The organism is Aureitalea sp. L0-47 (assembly GCF_026126405.1).
In the GTDB taxonomy this organism is placed as follows: Bacteria; Bacteroidota; Bacteroidia; order Flavobacteriales; family Flavobacteriaceae; genus Pukyongia.
This window is the reverse complement of record NZ_JAFMTQ010000002.1, coordinates 54827-76712: the sequence shown is the minus strand read 5'-3', so window position 1 is coordinate 76712 and position 21886 is coordinate 54827. Positions and strand designations below refer to the sequence as shown.

The window sequence follows — 21886 nt, the reverse complement described above, 5'->3', positions numbered from 1 at the left end:
AACTACAAATTTAACCAATACGTAACCTTTAGATTAATGGATCTAAAACGTGGAGCAAATTCTTGAGTGAAGTAATTGTCATTGTAGACGAGGAACAAATCTGATAAGGGGGCAAAACGCCATTGTAATCGGGCATTAACCCCAAAATTATCACGCTGATTACTGTATTGCGCCAGGGCTGTAAAAAACAATGTTTTGCTAAAAGTCACATCCATTCTCGGTGTGATAAGCCAATAGTCTGCACTTTCGTAGGGTGCCGGTAATTTGATGCCATCGTAGTTTACATTTACGGAAAATTGTGCCCACGGCTGCCACCTGTAACTTAGAGTTCCACCTGCCGAATAGCGATTGCCGATAAAGAATTCCCCTAAGGTGGTGTTAAAAGAATAGGTAAATAAATTTGTGTTATTAGATTCAAACTCAATGCTTGCCTGGGTAAAGGTATAACCTTCATTACCCGGCAAAGGTGTTCCATCATCCTTACGTGTTGGATCAAATTCTTCAGTCAAGAATATGTATTGATTGACAAGATTGGCTGTAATTTTTGAATTGCTTTTAAATTCGGTTTCCCAAGTGGTTCTTAATAAATAATCGGTTAGTTTGAAATCCAAATTAGGTCTAAAGTAATTTATAAATAGAATCTGAATATTATTCCTGTTGATTACTTCCCGGTTCCTCGGATATAGAAAGTGCTGAGCAAAATTACCCATTTTAAAAATATCAGTTCGTGGCACGAAACCTAAATCAGCTTTGAAGTCATTGTCCACGAACACCCAATCATTGATAAAGACCCAGTTATTTTTATTATAAGTAGTAACGGCTTGGGCCGAGAAATTTCCTCCTTTGTCATCCGGATTTATAGATTTATGAAGATAATACCTGCCGGACCAGGAATTGTCCGCTGTTGCAAGGTTGTAATCTATTCCAAATACACGATTGTATCTATCATTACCTTCTGAAAAGCTGTATTCTTTAAAGCGTTCTCTATTAACAATAAATGCGCCAATGATGGAACGGCTCCCTACTTTTTTTTGTAAAGCTATCATTGAATTGTTATTTGAAGCAATTTCGTTAGCCCGGTCCGCAGCGGTTTGAATATTCAATACACCCAGCCGCCAATTCTCATTCAATTTCCCACTCAGTCGGGCTCCTGCAATGATGTCATTTTGAATTAGATCATCATCAACATCACGAGCCAGCCCAATGCGTCTTGAAAAGAAAGGACGTGCCTCGCCAAAGAAGTTTCCGAATGAACCAAAAAGGTCGCCATTATCAATAAAAAACTGACGGCGTTCCGGTAGGCGCAACTCGAATCTTGTCAAATTGGTAAAAATGTCATCGACTTCAACATTTGAAAAATCCGGGTTTATGGTTAAATCTAAATTCAATCCATCACCGATTGCGATTTTCGCATCACCACCGACGGAAATCTTAGAATCTTCATGGTTGTTTTCAAAGTCCTTTTGAGCAAGACCATTTATATAGGGAATTAGTGCAAAAGGAGTTCTGGATTTTCCCAAAGGTTTTTCAAAAACCAATTCATCCATAAAGGCCAGGGTGCCCAATAACTGTGATTGTGGGACTCTGGCCAGAGTACTGGTTTCATTTGACTGGATATTGAATCTGTAGGGTCTTACACCCCAATTGGTAGCTCCTTCCTCAAATTTTAATGAGGTAAATGGTATGGCCATCTCTGCAGTAAAGTAGGTATCGTAAATTTTGCTTTCACCTTGCCATTTTACATCCCAGCTAAAATTGTAGTTCTCTCTGGACGAACCTCCCGATGACACTAAGAATTCCCGCCGAACACCATACGGTGTGATGCCAAATCCAAACGCATTGGCACCGTCGTTAAAAGTATCGAACAAGATACTCACGTTATCATTACGGACTCCACTAAAGTCTCGCTTAAGAGAAGTTACCACAAAATCATTGCTTGGAATTTCTGCACGAATACCAACGTAAAGTGTCGTTTCGTTATACGCTATTTGAACGGTAGTTTGATATTTTGCAACAATACTGTCTGAAGGAAAATATTGCCAAAAATCGGTTGTCTTGTCAGTGGTTTTCCAAAAGTCTTCCTTGAGTTCTCCATCCAATGTAATTTCTTCATTTATGAATTTTGCTCTAATACTTTTAGGAGTATCTTGGGCCTTCATCTCATACGTAAAAACAGCCCCTGTTAGGATGGTTAAAAAGAAAAGGAATGCTCCTTTCATAGAAGTAATGTTGTCTGACATTCCAAAATTAAGGGTATGAATACGAGATTACGATACCATTATTACAGATAGTTCTACCATTATTACTGATATGACCGTTCGATGGCATTATATGACTATCAATATCTTATATTTAATGAATAATTATTGAACTATGGAGAATTTCATGACGATAGATTCCGTGTCAACGTACTTTAAGTTGCGTAACTATGAATTGCTTCATCCTCTTATAGGTATTTTAGATTTTGACAAGTTTGAACCAAGTTCAGTATCTCCACCGACCTATAGCGGATTTACTTTTGAATGCTATGCGATCTTCTTGAAGGATCACAATTCGTGTAAAATGAAATATGGCGGTAAGCACTATGATTTTGATGAAGGCACAATGGTATTTTTATCACCCCAACAATCAGTCGGGTTTGTGTATGAAAAGAATCATGTACCCAAGGGATATGCATTGCTGTTTCACCCCGATTTATTACATGGCACCAAATTAGGAAAGAAAATCCAATCGTACTCTTTCTTTTCTTATGCAGTAAATGAGGCTCTCCACATATCCATGAAAGAGCGGAGAATTATCTTGGACTTGCTCGAAAAGATTCAATTTGAACTTGAGCAAAATATGGATGGACATTCCAAAAACTTGATTGTTTCCAATTTGGAATTACTTTTGGATTATTGTGTGCGATTCTATGATCGACAATTCCTGACAAGAGAAGTGGCTCATTCAACCTCCTTAGAAAGGTTTGATGTACTGTTGAATGAATATTTCTTATCCGAAGAACCCAATAAACAAGGATTGCCATCCGTCACTTACTTTGCTGAACAGCTTCATTTGTCACCCAATTATTTCGGTGATTTAATTAAGAAAGAAACCGGAAGATCTGCGCAAGAGTACATCCAGAATAAACTCATCGAAGTGGCGAAAGAGAAGGTCTTTGATCACGAAAAAAGTATCAGCGAAATTGCATATGAGTTGGGATTTAGATATCCACAACACTTCAGTAGATTATTCAAGAACAAGACCGGGCTAAGTCCAAACGACTTCAGAAATATGAATTAAAAAAATCCTCAGGTCGGGGGACCTGAGGATTCAATTTCACTTCAATAAACAGTTGGGACTTGATTAATTGAGCGAAGTGTCTTTCGTTAGCCTTCGCAACTTGTACATTCCTTTTTCTGTTTGAACTTCTGTGCAGCATTCATACTGTGCTGATAGTACAGTGATTTCAGACCTAATTTCCATGCCGTAACGTGTATCTTATTGATCTCCTTGGTAGGCATATCCGGGTGTACAATGATATTCAACGATTGACCTTGATCTATGTGGTTCTGTCGGTTAGCCGCCTGGTAGATAATATCCATCTGGTCGATCTCCGAGTAGGTTTTAAATACATCCTTTTCCTCTTGCGTCAGGAAGTCCAGGTGCTGAACAGACCCGTCACGATTCCGAATGTCTTTCCATACCTCCGGGTTATTCATACCTTTTTCCTCTAGCAATTCTTCTAGGAATGGATTCTTGATCGTGGTCTTTAACTTAGCGATGTCTTTCACATAGATGTTGGACCAGATCGGTTCTATTCCCTGCGAAACCTGCCCAAGGATGAAAGCCGATGAGGTTGTTGGGGCAACGGCATTCATTGTAGTATTTCTTCTACCGTAACCTTTCAATACTTCCGGCTCGCCGAACTTATCAGCCAGTTGTTTGGAGGCCACGTGCGATCGCTCTTGGATTTCCTTAAATATCTCACTGTTGAGGTTATAAGCTTCCTGACTATTGAAAGACAATCTTTTTGCCTGAAGCAGCGAATGCCATCCCAATACTCCCATACCTAGTGCCCTGTTCTCTTTAGCGAAATTATACGCTCGCTCCATGAACAGGAAGGTTTGGCGATCCTCTCTATCGGAAGAATCCCTGTAGGCTTCAAGTTTTTCGAGGAATTCCGTGATTACGGCATCCAGGAAGAAGATCATTGTTTCAACCGCGTCGGTGTCCTTCCACTTGTCGTAGTGAAGTAGGTTGATGCTGGACAGCACACATACGAAAGACCAGTCGTCATTAGACGGCAACATGATCTCCGTACAGAGGTTACTGGCGTAGATCCTGTGATTCTTGTCCTTGTAGACGTCAGCAGCACCATTGTTGGCGTTGTCACTGAAGAATACATAAGGATATCCCATTTCTCCACGTCTTTGGAGTACTTTGGCCCATACGGCTCTCTTATCAGCGTCACCGTCCACCATTTCCTGCATCCAGTCGTTAGGTACAGTTACTCCGTGTGTTAGTTGCTGAATGGGATTCCCCTCGGTTCCTATTTCGAGGAATTCCATGATATCCTCGTGATCTATCGGTAAGTAAGGAGAGAACCTTCCTCTTCGAACCGAACCCTGGCTCACTACATCTACCATTGATTCGAACAGCTGCATGATGTGTACGGCACCTGAAGCTTCTCCGTTATTCTTAACCGGAGCACCTCTGTGTCTTATTTTTCCGAAGAAACCCGAAGTGCCACCTCCTAATTTCGACATCATTCCTACTTCAGACTGGGTATACAGTATATTCCCCATATCATCATCGATATGCGACCCAAAACAGCTTATTGGAAGCCCTCTTTCTTTTCCGAAGTTCGACCAAACCGGTGAAGCAAGTGAGTAGAAACCATGGGACATATAATTATAAAACTTGTCGGCAAATCCAGGCATCTCTAGAATTCTCTCGGCGCGTTGGGCCACTTCCATGATACGTTCTTCTGCGCTTACTCCGTCTACGAGATATCCGCCGGCTAAAAATTTCCGACTATTATCGTTAAGCCATTCGAATTTACCTGGGGCTAACGGGGCATATTGTTTTAGTGCTTCTTTTCTGGCAGTGGTTAAATCCTGATTTGGGGATGTTGTTTTCTGGTTTGTGCTAGTTGTGAGGTTTTCTTTTTGCATAGTTTTTTAAAATAGGTCGTCTCCGGTTATACTTTGGGTTCTTTTACTGTAGTTTATGGATCGCTTTACAAAGAAATCGCCGTGCTTGGTACCGATGATCTCGTCGTCGAACCATTCGGTTTGTGCCACGAGTTCCTCATCAATGTGAAACACTTTTTCAATTCCGATGCTTTCCAATGAAGCGTTGAATCGGTTCTTGATAAATTCGTTGACCACTGCCTTCGGTAAGAAGTCCAGCTCACCTGCTTCGAAGATCCAGTCTACGATGTCACTTTCGGCTTCGTAAGCCTTGCTGCACATCTTTTGTATCATCCCCTTGTATTCGGCATTAAACCACTCTGGGTGTTCGTCCTGTAGGATCTTGATGATATCTATTCCGAAGTCACCATGGATCTGCTCCTCCTTGGAGGTCGCTTCAACCACATTGGAAATGCCCTTGAGAACATTCTTATGTTTGTTGAAGGCCATGATGATGAGAAACTGAGAGAATAGAGATACGTGCTCAATAAAAAGAGAGAACAGCAATATCGATTCGGCATATTCTTTTTGGTCTTCACTTTTGGCATTCCGAAGGGCCGTTTCCAGGTACTGAACACGTTTCATGATTACCGGCTTCTTTTTCAGTGCCTTGAACTCATCGTTCAACCCGAGAATTTCCAGAAGGTGTGAATAGGCGTCATGGTGCCTTACTTCGCTTTCTGCAAAAGTGGCTCCCACCGATCCGATTTCCGGTTTTGGCATTTTGTGGTACAGGTCACCCCAGAAGCTCTTCACGGCTACTTCGATCTGTGAGATAGCCAGCATGGTATTCTTGATGGCGCTGCGTTCCACATCTGTAAGACGTGATTTGAAATCCTGGATATCGCTGGTGAAACTAAATTCGGTATGGATCCAGTACGAATGTCGGATAGCCGGCACATATTCGTATAGTTGCGGGTACTCATAAGGTTTGAGGTTGATCCGCTTTTCGAAGATATTCGATTTGCGGCTCAGGGCCTGTTGATTACGGTATAGAATATAGGCCTTGGCGGCTTCATGGAATCCATCTATCATGAGTTTGGTTTCCACAAAATCCTGGATCTCTTCTATGGTTGGAATGTAGTCCGGGTCTGCCTCTTTTCTCTCCAGAAGCCCTTTATATACACTAATTGCAACGTTTTGCGCATCTTCCTGTGTTCCTTTTTGCACGGCGCTCATTGCCTTAAATATGGCATTGGTTATCTTTTCGAGCTCGAATTCACGGGTCGTAAAATCCCTCTTGATCACATGTTCAATTTTCGTCATATCCGGTAAATAAAAGTGAGTAATTAGATATATAAATATTGTGTTTTTTGAAGCACAATTCCTAAAACTTCAAAATGGATTCTCAACATTCTTATTAACATTTTTTAACGTCAATAATATTTCCATCAACACTTATATATATTGAAATGGTGGGTGAAAATTGTGTGTAGTGATCTGCTCATTTTTGTTAATTGCCCGGAAAATTTTCAAAATGTTTACTTCGGAAAAACGCAGATAAGTGAAATTGATGTTACGAAATTGAAAATTTTGTGTTAGTCGGAAATTGAAAATTGACGTTTCGGTTGAGACAAAAAGGAGGCAAAAATCAGGAGCAGATAAAAGTGTAAATAGGGCCTAAAAAAACCGGAAACGTTAATTTTCCGGTTTTTACTTTTCTTATGCAGGAAACATAAGTATTATTCTTGAGGTTGAATGAAGGACTCAATATCGCGGTCGAATAGATAGTAGCCCGAATTGTTATCTCCTATGATGTTAAGTTTGTCCAGCAATGTTCTGGCAGTAGCTTCTTCTTCCAGTTGCTCGGTAACATACCACTGCATGAAGTTATTAGTGTTATAATCCTTTTGTTCCAGGCAAGTGTCGATAATAGTGTTGATTTGCTTGGTCACAAACACTTCGCTGTCGAGGAACTTCTCAAAAAGAGCTTTGAGGGATGTAAATTTATCGGTAGGTTGATCCAATGCCGGTACTACGACTTTGCCACCACGCTCGTTCACGAATTTCACTAATTTCAGCATATGCTCTCTTTCTTCTTCCGACTGTGCGTAGAAGAAATTAGCAACTCCGCTGAAACCTTCGGCATCCGCCCAGGAAGCCATCGCCAGGTAATGCATGGACGCAGTTGCTTCCACTTTTATCTGATCGTTCAGTAAATTTTCAATTGATGCATGCATATCTATAAATATTTATGTCGATTTCTATAAGTACAAAAATACTAACTAATAAAGCGAAATACGAGTTCACCCTAATTATTTTATTTATAAAACAATAGAGGAAAAAAATCTCGGATTTCAATCATTTGTTGCTATATCTCGCAGCTAGATTTTAATGATGTCCGTTGGGGTTTCCACCAGTATGGTTTTATCACCTCGAATTGCAATAGGTTGCTTCATAATTTCCGGGTGATGTCTAATCATTTTGATCCAGTCGTCATCCGATAGATCGTGATGCTCGAATTGAGATGTGTACTTCGGATGATCCTGGTTTACCAGGTCCTCAATCTTCATGTCAAGGCGAGTGGCGATCTCTGCGATCTGCGTCCCTGTAAGCGGAGCCGATAGCATATCTCTCTTTTGAATCGGGAACCCTTCGGTTTCAGCGTAAACAAGGGTTTGTTTCGCCCTCACTGAATCCGAATTATAGAACAAGGTTATTTGTCGGTTTGATGTGGCTATTTCTCCCATTTTTCCTGAATTTAATCAACACTCATTTAATGTTTCATAGTGAATTTGTTGTATGCCTACTACGTTATATAAATGTAATATTGAATACAACTCCCAACAATGATTTTGATCAGTAGAAGAACATAAAAAGACCCTAATTCATAGATGAATCAGAGTCTTTATTTAAAGGTGGAACTAGCTGAATAAACTACTCCGTATCGACAAGCACTGGTTGGTTCCAAACACCCGATTCCGCTGTTTCCTTCACATACTCACGGAACGATCTGGCAGGCCGTTTCAGAATGGTTTGGATATCATTTGTGATCTCTTCATTCTCCGGGTTCGTCAGAACATGACTGAACAAGTACTCTATCAACCAAACATAGATCTCTGGCAGGTCCATGGTCTTCATCACTTCCACATATTCCTGAAGTGATACTGCTACAAACTTAATTTCACGGCCTGTAGCTTCGGAAATGAGCTCACACACCTGCGGAAAAGTAAAAGTTTCGGATCCAGTTAGTTGGTAGATCCTACCATTGTGCTCTTCGTGCAGCAGACATTCCACTACTACATCGGCGATGTCTCCGGTGTCGACATAAGGCACCTTCATGTCTCCCATAGGTAAGGCGACTACCCCCTGAAGTACGGGCTCCAGCAGGAAATTCTCGCTGTAATTCTGACTAAACCAGTTGGCCCTAACTATACTGTAATCGAGTCCTGAATTGATTACGGCACCTTCACAACGTTCAGCTTCAATTTCACCTTTACCGGACATCAGTACCAGTTTACTCACTCCTTTTTCTTTCGCGATTTCAACAAGTAAACTCACTGCTTCAAAGGCTCCGGGTACGGCCAGGTCTGGTTGGAAAGTAATGTACACTTTGTCAATTCCTTCTAAAGCAGGGCCAAAGGTTTCTGGCTTTTCCCAGTTGAAGGGAATATCCGCATTCCGCGATCCTACGCGCACTTCCTGGTTCAACAATCGCAGGCTGTTTACAACTTTTCTACCTGTTTTTCCTGTTCCTCCGATGATTAAAAATTTTGGCTTTTTCATGATTTAAAATTTTGTGTGTTATTAATAGATTTATGCGTGTTTAATTGATCGTCTTCGTCTCAGATAGTCATACAAAAGAACGACTCCGGTGTACTCCACCATGAGGATCCAGAAACCCGGCGCCCCGAAGAAATCCACATACCCTATACCATGGGGTAAAAAGAATAATGGGACAGTGATAAGCGCATCCAAAACGATGGCGATGACGGCCAGGACGAGTGCTAATTGATACCCTTGGGTTTGAGGTTCGGATTTGAAATAGTAGCGTGAACCAAACCATGCCAGGGGTAGAAAACTTATTGCCAGGGTTAAATTTCCCTGCAATTCAGGATCGTTTGAAATGGGGAGTAATGTTGCAATGGTGAAAAGTGTAACTCCTATCATCCAAATGGCAACTCCCGTTCGAATAGCTCTTGTGTAATTCATATCAAGTGGTTTTTAATGTTTGATATGACAAAACTATCGCGACCTATGCGTGATGATTTATTCTGAAAGGAGTATGATTTGTTCGAAAAGGAGTACTACTTGATCTGACTGGGCCTGTAGCCGAATTTCTTGGTGAAAGCATTCGAAAAGGAACTAAGGCTGTCGTAACCTACCTGCCAGGCCGCCTCTTGCACTGTTGTCTTCTCAGAGCGAATAAGGTCGTGAGCAGTTGTGAGCCTTTGGTTCTGAAGATACTTGAATACGGGAAGGCCGAACATTTCCTTGAAATTCTTTTTGAGATTGTAAGTGTTCAGACCAATTTGTCGGGAAAGTTCCGAAAGGGATGGCGGGTTGTCCAGACGTTCTGCAAGTATCGATCTCGCCAGTTCCAGTTTTTCACGTTCGGTGGTGTTGATGGTCTCAGTTTGCATTTCGGCTAGCTGTCCGAAGAAATGAGATAAGAGTGCGGTCATCTGACTGCGAAAGAACATCATCTTGGTCTTTCCGTGATAAGTATTTTTAAAAACGGAATCCACAATTTGTTGCATTTCGGGAGTCATAAAGAAACTGGGCCCTTCAACGTAATGATCGCTTGGATTCACCAGCTCCTTCAGCATAGAAGTAAAGATCTCACCTTCCTGGTTGGGAAGTTTTTCGAGGTTTCTCGTTGCTGTTGCGACAACTATACACTCCAGGGGTTTGTTGGCGGCTACCGTATGTTCACAGATCACCTTTTCATCTGCATAAAAGGAAAGCGCAAGGCCTTTGGTATAATTGAAGTCACGCACCTTATCCATGTACTTCATTTTGAGGTCCACGTTCCCTGAGCCGTAAAAGGCGACTGCGATCACCGGTTCGTCGAAACAACAGGAATCTATTGTCACCGTCTCAGAATCGGCTGTTTCAACCAGGATAGTAAAGTCGTTTATATCGATGATGTCTCGGGTCATATTGAGATTAAATATAGAGTATTACCGATCCTTTTGAAAGTCCGTTAACATATCCTTTGGTCAGTATGTGGATCTGCCATGATCAATGTCATAGTTTCCGGGAGGTTGCTGAGTTACATTTATTAATTAACCAAAAACCATTGAAATGGATGTGTCTAATTATCTCGCGGCATTTTGGGGGTGGTACCTCATCATATTCTTTGTGATCCTGAGTTTTAATCCGAAACGGGTCAAGCAGATTTTCGAAGACCTGAAAGACCAGAAATTTACGATATTGGCGGCGTTTTTGGCTATAATATTGGGGTTGCTGACAATACTTGCCCACAATGTTTGGGAATCAGATTACCGGGTGGTAGTTACCCTGCTGGGCTGGATGGCATTGTTCCTCGGACTTTCACTCTTTATTATTCCGAAGGTAGTAGCCGGATGGCTCGAATATATCAATATGAAGCTTGTTCAGGTATTGTACCTGGCCCTTTTATTCGTTGGTTTCTATCTCCTGAACGTGGTGTACCGGATTATCCCTTATTGATAAGATCGCCAAATAGCTGCTGCAAATTGAATCACAGATGCTAACTTTTAAAAATTACAACATAGCGGATTGGTTTTCCTTTTACAGGATCGCGGCAGCTCCGGTGTTAATTGTTCTGCTCATCCTTGAAATGAGGGTGGCTTTCTCATGGATGTTGTTATTGAGCTTTAGTACAGATGCCATCGACGGCTATCTGGCACGATCCCTGAAAATCTCCAGCGCCAGGGGTTCACAGCTGGATTCCATGGGCGACCAGATCACTTTTATCCTTGGGATCGTGGGGCTCTTTGTATTTGAGACTGAGTTCATGAGTCATAAAATACAGCTGCTGCTCATCGTCTTCATACCCTATTTTCTGCAAATGCTCATCGCCTTTATCAAGTATGGCAAAACCACGGCTTTTCACACCTATTTTGCGAAATTATCGGCCATCGTACAGGCGTTTTTCATCTTAACTGCGCTCTTCTTTACCCCTATGTTATGGTTGTTCTATACAGTACTCGTAATCGGTGTTCTGGAAACTTTAGAGGAGATCGCACTAATTTTTATGCACGATGAATGGACGAAAGACGTAAAAGGTATTTACTGGGCCATTCAGAAAAGAAAAAAGGAACGAAGAAGTAGTAGAAGGAACTAATTGAATGAACTATGAGAAGGTATTCGTTATTTACGATCGTGCTGCTCTGCCTGGCGATTCTGCTGGTTGATTTACTTAGTTATTACTGGCTCAGCAGAATCACGGAATTACATCTATCCCCAACACTTCAGACGCTTGTTGATGTGCTGTTTTGGTTCTTTACCTTTGGACTTATCAGTGCGATACTTGTATTAAAACTAAGGCTCGATAGTATTAGCGCAGAAAGACGTAATCGCCTGGTAACTTCTCTTTACGGGCTTACCGTTTCTTCTTTTGCACCCAAGGTGATCTTTGTATTGGTTATTTCCATTTTGTATACCCTGCATTTTGTTTTTTCTGAAGGTGTTTCGGTCTTTGTTGTGCCGATTCTTGGCCTCATTTCAGGGGTGATTCCTTTTATGGTCATTCTTTATGCAATTTTTGTTTCCGTATATCGCTTCCGAACAGTAAAGCAGCAGATTAAATTTGAAAACTTACCACAGGCCTTTAAAGGACTGCGCATTGTGCACATTTCAGATCTTCACCTCGGAAGTTTTAATCGGAGGTATCATATTTTAGACAGGGCGATCGAAAAGATAAACCAGCTGAAACCGGACTACATATTGTTTACGGGTGACCTCGTGAATAATTATGCCTGGGAGCTGGACGGATGGCAGGAAGCTTTCAGTAAACTGGATGCGAAGAAAGGAAAATACGCGGTACTTGGAAACCACGATTACGGTGATTACAGTGAGTGGGTGACCCCTGAAGAAAAAGCGGAAAATTTCTCTCTCATTCAGAAATTCTACGAAGACACAGGGTTTATATTACTTCGGAATGAATCCTGCCTGCAAACTGAGGAACAGAATAGCCTGGCGATAGTTGGTGTTGAGAATTGGGGGAAACCACCATTTCGGCAGTACGGAGACCTGTCCAAGGCACTGAGTGGAGCTAATGGTGCTGATTTCAAAATACTCATGTCTCATGATCCCACTCACTGGTCTGAAGAAGTGGTTTACAATACCGATATAGACCTAACCCTCTCCGGCCATACACATGGATTACAAGCTGGGTTCCGATACAGGAACAGGCACTGGAGTCCGGCCAAATTTAAATACAAGCACTGGGCGGGACTCTATAGCAATGAATCCCAATACCTATATGTAAACCGCGGTTTGGGTTGGATGGGATTTCCGGGTAGAATTGGGATGAGGCCCGAGATCACATTACTAGAACTTAATTGAAGGAAAGAATAAATTACATCTTTTTCATGGTGATCGTGGAGTTCATTTTCATTTCCACGGGCCATGTGTATTCTTCACCATCCTGATTCATCGTGGCAGATCCATCCATATCCGATTTCATTGTGATGAGACTTGGCCAGGCCGTTTTGGCGTCTATCGTGTACATGGTATTCATATCACCGCCGAGATTCATTTCTACCTCGTTCTCTTTTTTGTCAAGTTTTATACCCTTTACGTTGGCGATCACCTCGACAGTATTATTCTGGCTGTCAATGTTATCAACTTTCCAGGTTTGTTCGCCATCAATAAGTTGAAGATCTGGGATGGTAATGAGCGATGTCCAGCTATCTCCTTGTTTGATCTCTTTTGAAGGGTAGGGAACGAAAAATCGGGCAAAATCTGCGCGAAGCTTCTCCTGGCTAAAATCTTTTCCGAGATCTTTCAGTATTGCTTCATCGGTTACAGCCGCTCTCATCTTTGCTTCCAGTACATCTATTCCGTCAATCTTAACAATAGTGCCGTTACTTTTTAGGTGGATGAAAAATGGTTCATCTACCATACTCTTCACAAGATAATGAGCTTCCATTAATCCCTCTTCGGAAGGAGCTTCCTCAGAAGTTACATGGAGTTCCTGAGAAGATCCTTCTCCCATACCGATATTAAAATCCATAGATACGTCTTTATACCATGACTTTATTTTCGCAACCTCATTCTCGACCGATTCAACCTCCATGATAAGTGAATTGGAAATTATAGTAGTCATTCCCATTTTCATTCCCATGAGATCCTGGTCCACCTGTATGTTAGCGATTTGTTCAACGTTGATCTTCTCTCCGACCTTAAAGGTGTATTTTATGGATTGTGCAAACAGTGAAGTGCTGGCAAGTACGAATAACAGTAGAATTGTTGTTTTTTTCATTTGGGTTTAAATTTTTGCCGAAGATAAGTTTAAATAATAAAATGTTCGTTTACCTGAATTTGAGACGGTCATCACTCTTTAATAATCGGGATGGTCTCTTCCAGTAAGCGCCAAGTATAGCCTAATTCACTTTCTTTATCCAGGTCGAAAACCGAATAATAACGATGCATGTGATTTGGTTTTCGTACGCTTACAGAAATAGGTTGCAGGGTGTCGGGCTGGTTGTCTTTGTGGATGGCCCAGCCATTTACTATTTCCTTCCAGGAATCTCCGCGGAATTCATACAAATAATACTTATTGAAATTTGGATCCTTGATTACTGAAGTAACAAGTAACAGATCACTTCTGAATTCAGGGAATCTCAAATAATCAATTTGTGCCCCATAGCTTTCCTCAATAACAAGCACAGGTGCGAGATTGTCTTGAAAATTAATGGTAGTAGTAGCCTTTACAAAGTTCACGTCTTCTACATATCCGTAAAAAGGAGGTGAGCCGGATCTATAGTTCGCGGCTACAGCATTTTCAGGAATTTTGGGGAGTGTGATCTCTTCAACGGGCGGAAGCTTTTGCGTCACCGTATCCTTTTTAATAATGTCTTCATTTTCAGACTTGGGTGCAGGAGTTCCGCAATTAATCAAGAAAAGAAATCCCATGATAACAATAGGGAGTTTCATCAGATCTTAAATGTGATCACTGGCATGTTGGCATGATTCACCATATCCTCGCTGATACTGCCATTGAAGAAATGAGAAAGACCTTTCCGGCCATGTGTGCTCATACCGACAAGTTGCGCCTGAATATCCTTAGCGAAATTTAAAATACCCTTTTCAACGGTAGTGTCGTTGTAAATATTCAGGGAATAGTTTTCCGCAGCGGTTCCGCGAACGAAATTCTCCATGAGCTCACGGGCTTCGGCTGTTGTTTTAAATCCGCTCGGTGTATTGATAAGCAGCAGATGCATGTGTGCATCCACAGCTTTAGCGAATTTTTGGGCTTCCATAAAGGGTTTACGACATTCTTCGGAGAAATCGGTTGCGAACACGAAGTCTTTGATGATAAAATCCTCATGTACGTTCTTTATTACGAGCACAGGAATATCGGATGTTCGTACTACTTTTTCAGTATTACTTCCAATAAACATTTCCTTAAAACCGCTCGAACCGTGTGAGCCCATTACTACCAGGTCTATATCATTTCGGTATGTGGCTACTTTTACGTCGTCGTAGATCTCACCATGACCAATTGTTTCGTGTATTCTGATATCCTGGAGATATGGTTTTTTCAATAGTTCTGAGAACTTTTTTTCAGCAAGTCTGATAAAGTAAATCGCTTCCGGCAAACTCCTTGTCTCTCCTGAATTGGCGAGGTGTAATGGAATTTCAGCACTGTGATGGAGATAAATCTCCCCGCCGTTGTTTGCTACCATATTGGCCGCCACTTTCAGGGCGTTTTCAGCTTGATCTGAGAAATCGGTAGGGACTAGAATTTTTTTCATGTCAGGAATGTGTTAGAACGTTAAAGGTACAAAATATTGCATGATTTTTATTGACCGAAGTCAGCAATTGAAACAAGTCTTACAGCAAGTGGAATTATAATACTTATATTCAATATCTTTAAGATTCGGTAATTAGCTTATACTTTCCCCAAACGGGTTTTATCACATTTTTCCTATTTGCTTCAATCCTGGGAAGAGCAAATCAAATGCCCTGGCAAATAAATGGAATTATGAATCAACACAACAAAATCCTAACATACAAGCCACCTGGCTTGCGCAACTTACAGATTTACATTATATTTGCACCACATTTGGTACTAATACACCGAGGGGACAAAAAGTCCCCTCTTTTTATAGCCAAAAGTGATGCGGAAAAAAGTAGAAGAATTATTAGCGGATGCCCTGGCAGAAAGGCCGGAACTGTTTCTTATCGATTTGAGTATTTCAGAAACAAACCAGATACGAGTGATCATCGATGGAGATGAAGGCGTAAAAGTGCAGGATTGCATCGAAATAAGCCGGGCCATCGAACATAATCTCGACCGCGAAGAACATGATTTCTCACTGGAGGTGCTGTCGGCAGGAGTTTCGGAACCCTTGAATATGGTTAGACAGTACCAAAAGAACGTTGGGCGAAAGCTTAAGGTTAAAACTTCAGAAGAAAAATTTGAAGGCAGCCTGGTGAATGTGAGTGATGATGAGATCACCCTGCAATGGAAAGCCCGCGAACCCAAACCCGTTGGAAAAGGTAAAGTAACCGTTCAGAAAGAGGCGGTGATACCCTATAGCGATATTGTTGAAGCAAAAGTGATGGTAACATTTAATTAGTATGACATGGAAAATTTAGCGTTGATTGAGTCTTTTTCTGAATTTAAGGACGACAAACTAATTGACAGAGTAACGCTGATGGCGATACTGGAAGACGTTTTCAGAAACGCTTTGAAAAAGAAATACGGAAGTGACGATAACTTCGATATCATTATTAACCCGGATAAGGGTGACCTCGAGATATGGAGAAACCGAATTGTAGTAGCCGATGGTGAAGTAGAGGATCCTAACGAAGAGATCTCTCTTAGCGAAGCGAGAAAGATCGAGGATGACTTTGAAGTTGGTGAAGACGTTTCCGAAGAAGTAAAATTGGTAGACCTTGGAAGAAGATCTATCCTGGCACTGCGCCAGAACCTGATCTCTAAGATCCACGAGCACGATAATACTAATATTTATAAGCAGTTCAAGGAGCTTGAAGGAGAGATCTACACTGCCGAAGTGCACCATATTCGCCACCGTGCGGTAATTCTGCTGGATGATGATGGAAACGAGATCATTTTACCGAAGGATAAGCAGATCCCATCGGATTTCTTCAGAAAAGGAGATAATGTGAGAGGAATAATAGAGAGTGTGGAACTTAAAGGAAGCAAGCCTTCCATTATAATGTCTCGCGCTAATCCATTGTTCCTGGAGAAACTATTCGAGCAGGAAATACCCGAAGTTTTCGACGGACTCATCACCGTGAAGAAAGTAGTTCGAATCCCGGGTGAAAAGGCGAAAGTGGCAGTGGACTCTTATGACGATCGTATCGATCCAGTTGGGGCATGTGTGGGTATGAAAGGATCCAGGATCCACGGTATCGTGAGAGAACTTGGGAACGAGAATATAGATGTGATCAATTACACGAACAACCTCAACCTGTTCATCACAAGAGCCTTGAGCCCGGCAAGGGTTACGGCGATCAATATCAATGAAGAGACGAAAAGAGCTGAGGTGATCCTTAAGCCCGAAGAAGTGTCTAAGGCGATTGGTAGAGGAGGGCATAATATACGACTGGCTGGACAGCTCACCGGTTACGAGATCGACGTGTTGAGGGAAGGTGCCGAAGAAGATGTAGAATTAAGGGAGTTTTCCGATGAGATCGAAGAATGGATCATCGATGAATTCCATAAGATTGGTCTGGATACGGCCAAGAGTGTCCTGGAGCACGATATTAAAGATCTGGTAAAACGCACCGATCTGGAAGAAGAGACCATTCAGGATGTAATAAATATATTGAAAGAAGAATTTGAAGAGTAGTAAAAAGATTAACTACTTTTATACGCAATTAAAATCAGGAGAACGCATAGTTTATGGCTGAAGTAAAAACAATGAGGCTGAGTAAAGTACTTCGCGAATTCAACATCTCGCTGGATCGTGCCGTGGAATTTCTGAGTTCCAAAGGCTACGAGGTGGAGGCACGTCCTACCACCAAGATCACCAACGAGGAGTATGAAGTGCTTTTTGATGAATTCCAGACAGACAAAAGTAAGAAAGTAGCTTCCAAAGAAGTAGGAGAGGAAAAGCGGAAGGAGAAGGAAGAGCTGCGTCTTGCCCGTGAAAAGGAATTGGAGCAGAAGGAAAAGAAGGAAGCCTCGAAAATTATTAAAGCCGAAGCCAAATTGGACGGCCCAAAACAAGTTGGGAAGATCGATCTTGAGGATAAGAAAGTCAAGAAAGTAGAGGAAGTTGCTGAAGCCGTAACCGAAGAGGTTGTTGAGAAAGTTGAGAAAAAGCCGGCCAAAGAGAAGAAGGCAAAAGAAAAGCCAACAAAAAAGGAGCCGGAAGTGCCAGCCGAAACTACCGAAGAGGAAGCTCCTAAAAAATCTACTGTAGAAGAGACAAAATATCAGAAGCTCGACGGGCCTAATTTCACAGGTAAGAAGATCGACCTTTCTCAATTTAAAAAGCCAGAGAAAAAGAAAGCCGAGAAAAAGGAAGAACCCAAAAAAGAAGAAAGAAAGAGCCGAAGAAGAAGAATCAGTAAAGAACCTTCTAAAGGTGTAGGAGGCGGACGTGATAAACGAGGGCGAAGAGGACGCAGTAATGTGCCTAAAGAAGAGCCCAGCGAAGAAGAAGTGCAAAAGCAGGTGCGGGAGACCCTTGAAAAACTTCAAGGGAAATCTTCCAAAGGGAAAGGCGCCAAGTACAGAAGAGAAAAGCGTGATATCCACCGCCAGAAATCGGAAGAGGAACTGGCTCAGCAGGAAGCAGAAAGCAAGGTGCTAAAAGTAACGGAATTTGTTACTGTTAGTGAAGTAGCAACCATGATGAACGTGCCTGTAACCCAGGTGATATCGGCTTGTATGTCACTGGGAATGATGGTGACCATGAACCAGCGTCTGGATGCAGAAACCTTAACTATTGTTGCCGATGAATTCGGTTACCAGGTAGAATTTGTTACAGCCGATATTGAAGAAGCTATTCAGGAGGAAGAAGATGCTCCGGAAGATCTCAAGCCACGTGCTCCGATCGTAACCGTTATGGGACACGTTGACCACGGAAAGACCTCCTTACTTGATTATATTCGTGAGGAAAATGTAATTGCCGGTGAATCAGGGGGTATTACCCAGCACATCGGTGCCTACGGGGTGACCCTGGAAAATGGGCAAAAAATTGCGTTCCTGGATACACCTGGTCACGAAGCGTTTACCGCCATGCGTGCGCGTGGAGCCCAGGTGACCGACCTGGTGATCATTGTGATCGCTGCGGATGACGACATTATGCCTCAAACCAAGGAGGCCATCAGCCACGCTCAGGCAGCAGGGGTGCCTATAGTATTCGCGATCAATAAAGTTGACAAGCCAACTGCGAATCCGGAGAAGATAAAAGAAGGCCTTGCCAATATGAACTTGTTAGTAGAAGACTGGGGAGGAAAGATCCAGTCTCATGATATTTCAGCCAAGACGGGTGAGGGAGTGAATGATTTGTTGGAAAAGGTATTACTTGAGGCTGAATTACTCGAGCTTACCGCCAACCCGAACAGAAATGCCTACGGTACCGTAGTGGAAGCCTTCCTGGATAAAGGAAGGGGATATGTTTCTACCGTTCTGGTTCAGGGCGGAACTTTAGAAATTGGAGATTACGTACTTGCAGGTCAGCATAGTGGTAAAGTAAAAGCCATGCAGGATGAACGTGGTAATAAGATCAAAAAGGTCGGACCGTCCACACCTGTTTCCATACTCGGACTTGATGGTGCGCCTCAGGCAGGAGATAAATTCAATGTGTTTGAAGATGAACGTGAAGCTAAGGATATTGCTACCAAGCGTACCCAATTGCAGCGTGAGCAATCTGTGAGAACACAACGACATATTACCCTGGATGAAATTGGAAGACGAATTGCCCTTGGAGATTTCAAGGAACTGAACATAATCCTGAAAGGGGATGTGGATGGTTCCGTGGAAGCCTTAACGGATTCCTTCCTGAAACTTACCACGGAAGAGATACAGGTGAATATCATTCACAAAGGAGTAGGTGCCATCACCGAAAGTGATGTGCTGCTTGCCTCTGCTTCCGATGCGGTTATTATTGGCTTCAACGTTCGCCCGATGGGGAACGCCAGGCAGATAGCCGAAAAAGAGGAGATCGATATCAGAACGTATTCGATCATCTACGATGCTATCAACGACCTTAAGGATGCCATGGAAGGTATGCTTTCTCCGGAACTCAAAGAAGAGATAACCGGAACGGCAGAGATCCGCGAGACTTTCAAGATCTCGAAAGTGGGTACTATTGCAGGTTGTATGGTGACTTCAGGAAAGATCTTCCGAAATTCCGGAATCCGCCTCATCCGCGAGGGTGTTGTAATCTTCACAGGAGAGCTGCTTTCGCTGAAACGTTTCAAGGATGATGTGAAAGAAGTGGCTAAAGGCTACGATTGCGGAATGCAGATCAAGAACTTCAACGATATTAAAGAGGGCGATGTAGTTGAGGCCTTTCAGGAAGTTGAGGTAAAGAAGAAGTTGTAAATCTTAGATGACTAACAATAAAAAAGGCGACCCTCGGGTCGCCTTTTTATTTAACCCTTATTATTCTTTCGTTCGGGTTTGAGGATGAAGGCCGAAGAAAAATCCTTCTGAATTTCAATCAATGCCCTGTCTGCTTCGAGACGGGTTGCAAAATTCCCCACCCAAACCTTGTAGTTTGGTGTTTCGTATTCTATGGATGCGGGCCAATTCGCGTAGATATTCCGGTATTTTCGGATCACCGAATTCGCCTTATTGAGTTCTCCATAGTACAGTTGTATGGTGTATCCGTCGCTAAGTTTGTTGTCCTTTTCAAGTCCTTTTTTCAGCATTAGTAATTTCGGGATCTGACTGTCCTGATTTACCGTCACTGTCGCTTGCTGTCCCAGTGAAATTTCAGAAAATAAAATAAATAAAAGGCTGAAAATAAATGATTTATAAATATGTAGCGATCTCATGGATAATTGTATTGAATGCAAATGTAAATCTAATAAACTTTACAATGCTGAATTTTATTATTTAGAATAATTATAAATTAGTGGTTAACACTTTGTTTAGATTTTCAAAATCGATCTTATACCGTACTTTTGCACAGTTATTTTAGGCTCGGAAGACGGTGTTCATCGCGCTTTATTTCACATCGAATTACGTGCCAAACTATGGATGATAATAAACCAACTGTATGATAATGGTGAAGTTACGTAAACTACTATCCCAACTGTCACTTCTATTGTTAGCCCTGATGCTAACGTTTTCATCAACCACATACGCCCAGGAAGAAGCTGCTGAGGCTGCCCCGGAAGAAGCTGCCGCGGAAGACATTGCAGCCGATCTAGGAGGTGACCCTGTAGCCGGTAAGACGCTGTTCAATGCGAATTGTGCTGCCTGTCACAAATTGTACGACAGGGCTGTAGGACCACCATTGTTCGAAGTGGGTGACAAATACGACAGAGAATGGCTATACGCCTGGATCAAGAATAGCCAGGAACTTGTAAAAGCGGGAGATCCGGATGCGGTAAAGATATTCGAAGAGTACAACCAATCGGTGATGCAGGCTTTTCCTGCCTTGTCCAACGAGGACATCGATAACATCCTCGCTTACACCTACACGCCCAAGCCCGTACCTACGGCAGCAACTACAGGGCCAACCGATGGAGGAGGCGGAGGAGATACCACCGCAACAAACAACATTATTCTTGCATCCCTTGCTTTAGTGTTCTTATTGTTAGTAGTTATGCTACTGCTAGTGTCTAAAACCTTACGCAGAATAGCGGAAGCAAATGGAGTTGAGTACGAAGAAAAAGAAGCGCGACCATCTATTTGGAAAGCATTTGTACACAACCAGTTCCTTGTTTTTGTGACGGCGATTCTACTGTTATTAGGCTCGGCATACTTCGCCTACGGATGGATGATGCAGGTAGGTTTGGATGAAGGTTATGCGCCTATTCAGCCTATTCACTATTCTCACAAAATTCATGCTGGTTACAACGAAATTGACTGTAACTATTGTCACAGCTCTGCAAGAAAGAGTAAGCATTCAGGGATTCCTTCATTGAATGTTTGTATGAACTGTCACAAGAACATTAACCAATACAACGGTGAAGAGGATCTAGAGAATGGTTACACCAAAGAATTCTACACCGGGGAGATAAAGAAATTATACGAGGCAGTAGGATGGGATGAGACCACTCAATCCTATACGGGAGAAGAAAAGCCAGTGAAGTGGGTTAGAATTCATAACCTGCCAGACTTTGCTTACTTCAACCACTCACAGCACGTTACTGTTGCTGGAGTTGAATGTCAGACCTGCCACGGTCCGGTTGAGGAAATGGAGATCATGTACCAGTATTCACCTCTTACTATGGGATGGTGTATTAACTGTCACAGGGAGACCAACGTAGATCTCAAAGGAAACGAATACTACGCAAAAGTACACGAAGAACTTTCAAAGAAATACGGAGTTGACAAGCTTACCATTGCCCAAATGGGAGGACTTGAATGCGGAAAGTGTCACTACTAAAATTGAATGAAT

General features: G+C 42.2%; 20 protein-coding genes. 8 read left to right on the top strand and 12 right to left on the bottom strand.

Annotation, left to right across the window (positions count from 1 at the left end; all coding sequences use genetic code 11):
* Positions 1-2 precede the first annotated feature (2 nt).
* On the bottom strand, positions 3-2219 hold the full coding sequence (locus J1N09_RS03575) for a carbohydrate binding family 9 domain-containing protein (protein WP_265198198.1): 2217 nt from the start codon (positions 2217-2219) through the stop codon (positions 3-5).
* A gap of 154 nt (positions 2220-2373) precedes the next feature.
* Here J1N09_RS03575 and J1N09_RS03570 point away from each other — a divergent pair, with 154 nt between their 5' ends.
* Entirely contained in the window at positions 2374-3282 is a 909-nt protein-coding gene (locus J1N09_RS03570; protein ID WP_265198197.1) for a helix-turn-helix domain-containing protein, read from the top strand.
* A gap of 86 nt (positions 3283-3368) precedes the next feature.
* Here the strand turns inward: J1N09_RS03570 and J1N09_RS03565 are convergent, their stop codons facing one another.
* From J1N09_RS03565 to J1N09_RS03535, 7 genes are all read right to left on the bottom strand, one after another.
* The gene (locus J1N09_RS03565) at positions 3369-5156 is read right to left on the bottom strand and encodes a ribonucleoside-diphosphate reductase subunit alpha (protein WP_265198196.1); all 1788 of its coding nucleotides are present in this window, start codon (positions 5154-5156) and stop codon (positions 3369-3371) included.
* Positions 5157-5162: 6 nt separating this feature from the next.
* Complete coding sequence (locus J1N09_RS03560) at positions 5163-6440, bottom strand: ribonucleotide-diphosphate reductase subunit beta (protein WP_265198195.1); 1278 nt, start codon at positions 6438-6440, stop codon at positions 5163-5165.
* Positions 6441-6856: 416 nt separating this feature from the next.
* Positions 6857-7354 carry a ferritin gene (locus J1N09_RS03555; protein ID WP_265198194.1) on the bottom strand — a complete coding sequence of 166 codons (498 nt, stop codon included), beginning with the start codon at positions 7352-7354 and terminating at the stop codon, positions 6857-6859.
* A 144-nt stretch (positions 7355-7498) separates the two neighbouring features.
* Positions 7499-7864: an arsenate reductase family protein gene (locus tag J1N09_RS03550; protein ID WP_265198192.1), complete on the bottom strand. Its 366-nt coding sequence runs from the start codon at positions 7862-7864 to the stop codon at positions 7499-7501.
* Positions 7865-8051: 187 nt separating this feature from the next.
* Positions 8052-8900, bottom strand: coding sequence for an NmrA family NAD(P)-binding protein (locus tag J1N09_RS03545; RefSeq protein ID WP_265198191.1), 849 nt, complete (start codon positions 8898-8900; stop codon positions 8052-8054).
* Positions 8901-8930: 30 nt separating this feature from the next.
* A complete protein-coding gene (locus J1N09_RS03540; protein ID WP_265198189.1) occupies positions 8931-9326 on the bottom strand; it encodes a DUF5367 domain-containing protein in 396 nt (131 codons plus the stop codon).
* Positions 9327-9421: 95 nt separating this feature from the next.
* Positions 9422-10276 carry a helix-turn-helix domain-containing protein gene (locus tag J1N09_RS03535; RefSeq protein WP_265198187.1) on the bottom strand — a complete coding sequence of 285 codons (855 nt, stop codon included), beginning with the start codon at positions 10274-10276 and terminating at the stop codon, positions 9422-9424.
* Positions 10277-10421: 145 nt separating this feature from the next.
* Here J1N09_RS03535 and J1N09_RS03530 point away from each other — a divergent pair, with 145 nt between their 5' ends.
* From J1N09_RS03530 to J1N09_RS03520, 3 genes are read left to right on the top strand one after another with little or no spacing between them, the layout of a single operon-like run.
* Positions 10422-10808 (top strand): hypothetical protein, encoded by a 387-nt coding sequence (locus J1N09_RS03530; RefSeq protein WP_265198186.1) that lies wholly within the window; start codon positions 10422-10424, stop codon positions 10806-10808.
* Between the two features lie 37 nt (positions 10809-10845).
* The gene (locus J1N09_RS03525; RefSeq protein WP_265198184.1) at positions 10846-11445 is read left to right on the top strand and encodes a CDP-alcohol phosphatidyltransferase family protein; all 600 of its coding nucleotides are present in this window, start codon (positions 10846-10848) and stop codon (positions 11443-11445) included.
* 11 nt (positions 11446-11456) lie between these two features.
* Entirely contained in the window at positions 11457-12668 is a 1212-nt protein-coding gene (locus J1N09_RS03520) for a metallophosphoesterase (RefSeq protein ID WP_265198183.1), read from the top strand.
* Positions 12669-12681: 13 nt separating this feature from the next.
* Here the strand turns inward: J1N09_RS03520 and J1N09_RS03515 are convergent, their stop codons facing one another.
* From J1N09_RS03515 to J1N09_RS03505, 3 genes are all read right to left on the bottom strand, one after another.
* A complete protein-coding gene (locus J1N09_RS03515; protein ID WP_265198182.1) occupies positions 12682-13587 on the bottom strand; it encodes a DUF6263 family protein in 906 nt (301 codons plus the stop codon).
* A 71-nt stretch (positions 13588-13658) separates the two neighbouring features.
* A complete protein-coding gene (locus J1N09_RS03510) occupies positions 13659-14261 on the bottom strand; it encodes a hypothetical protein (protein ID WP_265198180.1) in 603 nt (200 codons plus the stop codon).
* Positions 14261-15082, bottom strand: coding sequence for a universal stress protein (locus J1N09_RS03505; protein ID WP_265198177.1), 822 nt, complete (start codon positions 15080-15082; stop codon positions 14261-14263). Before J1N09_RS03505 ends, J1N09_RS03510 begins: the two co-directional genes overlap by 1 nt.
* A 366-nt stretch (positions 15083-15448) precedes the next feature.
* Between J1N09_RS03505 and rimP the strand changes: the two genes are divergently transcribed.
* Genes rimP through infB form a run of 3 tightly spaced genes read left to right on the top strand, consistent with a single transcriptional unit; the run spans position 15449 to position 19857 of the window.
* Positions 15449-15910, top strand: a complete 462-nt coding sequence (gene rimP, locus J1N09_RS03500) for a ribosome assembly cofactor RimP (RefSeq protein WP_265198175.1) — start codon at positions 15449-15451, stop codon at positions 15908-15910.
* Between the two features lie 6 nt (positions 15911-15916).
* Positions 15917-17149: a transcription termination factor NusA gene (gene nusA / locus J1N09_RS03495; protein WP_265198173.1), complete on the top strand. Its 1233-nt coding sequence runs from the start codon at positions 15917-15919 to the stop codon at positions 17147-17149.
* Positions 17150-17202: 53 nt separating this feature from the next.
* Positions 17203-19857, top strand: coding sequence for a translation initiation factor IF-2 (infB, locus tag J1N09_RS03490; protein WP_265198172.1), 2655 nt, complete (start codon positions 17203-17205; stop codon positions 19855-19857).
* A 50-nt stretch (positions 19858-19907) separates the two neighbouring features.
* On the opposite strand, the gene J1N09_RS03485 is transcribed toward infB, so the two are convergent.
* On the bottom strand, positions 19908-20312 hold the full coding sequence (locus J1N09_RS03485; protein WP_265198170.1) for an SPOR domain-containing protein: 405 nt from the start codon (positions 20310-20312) through the stop codon (positions 19908-19910).
* 224 nt (positions 20313-20536) lie between these two features.
* Here J1N09_RS03485 and J1N09_RS03480 point away from each other — a divergent pair, with 224 nt between their 5' ends.
* Positions 20537-21874, top strand: a complete 1338-nt coding sequence (locus tag J1N09_RS03480; RefSeq protein WP_265198169.1) for a c-type cytochrome — start codon at positions 20537-20539, stop codon at positions 21872-21874.
* Positions 21875-21886: the final 12 nt, after the last annotated feature.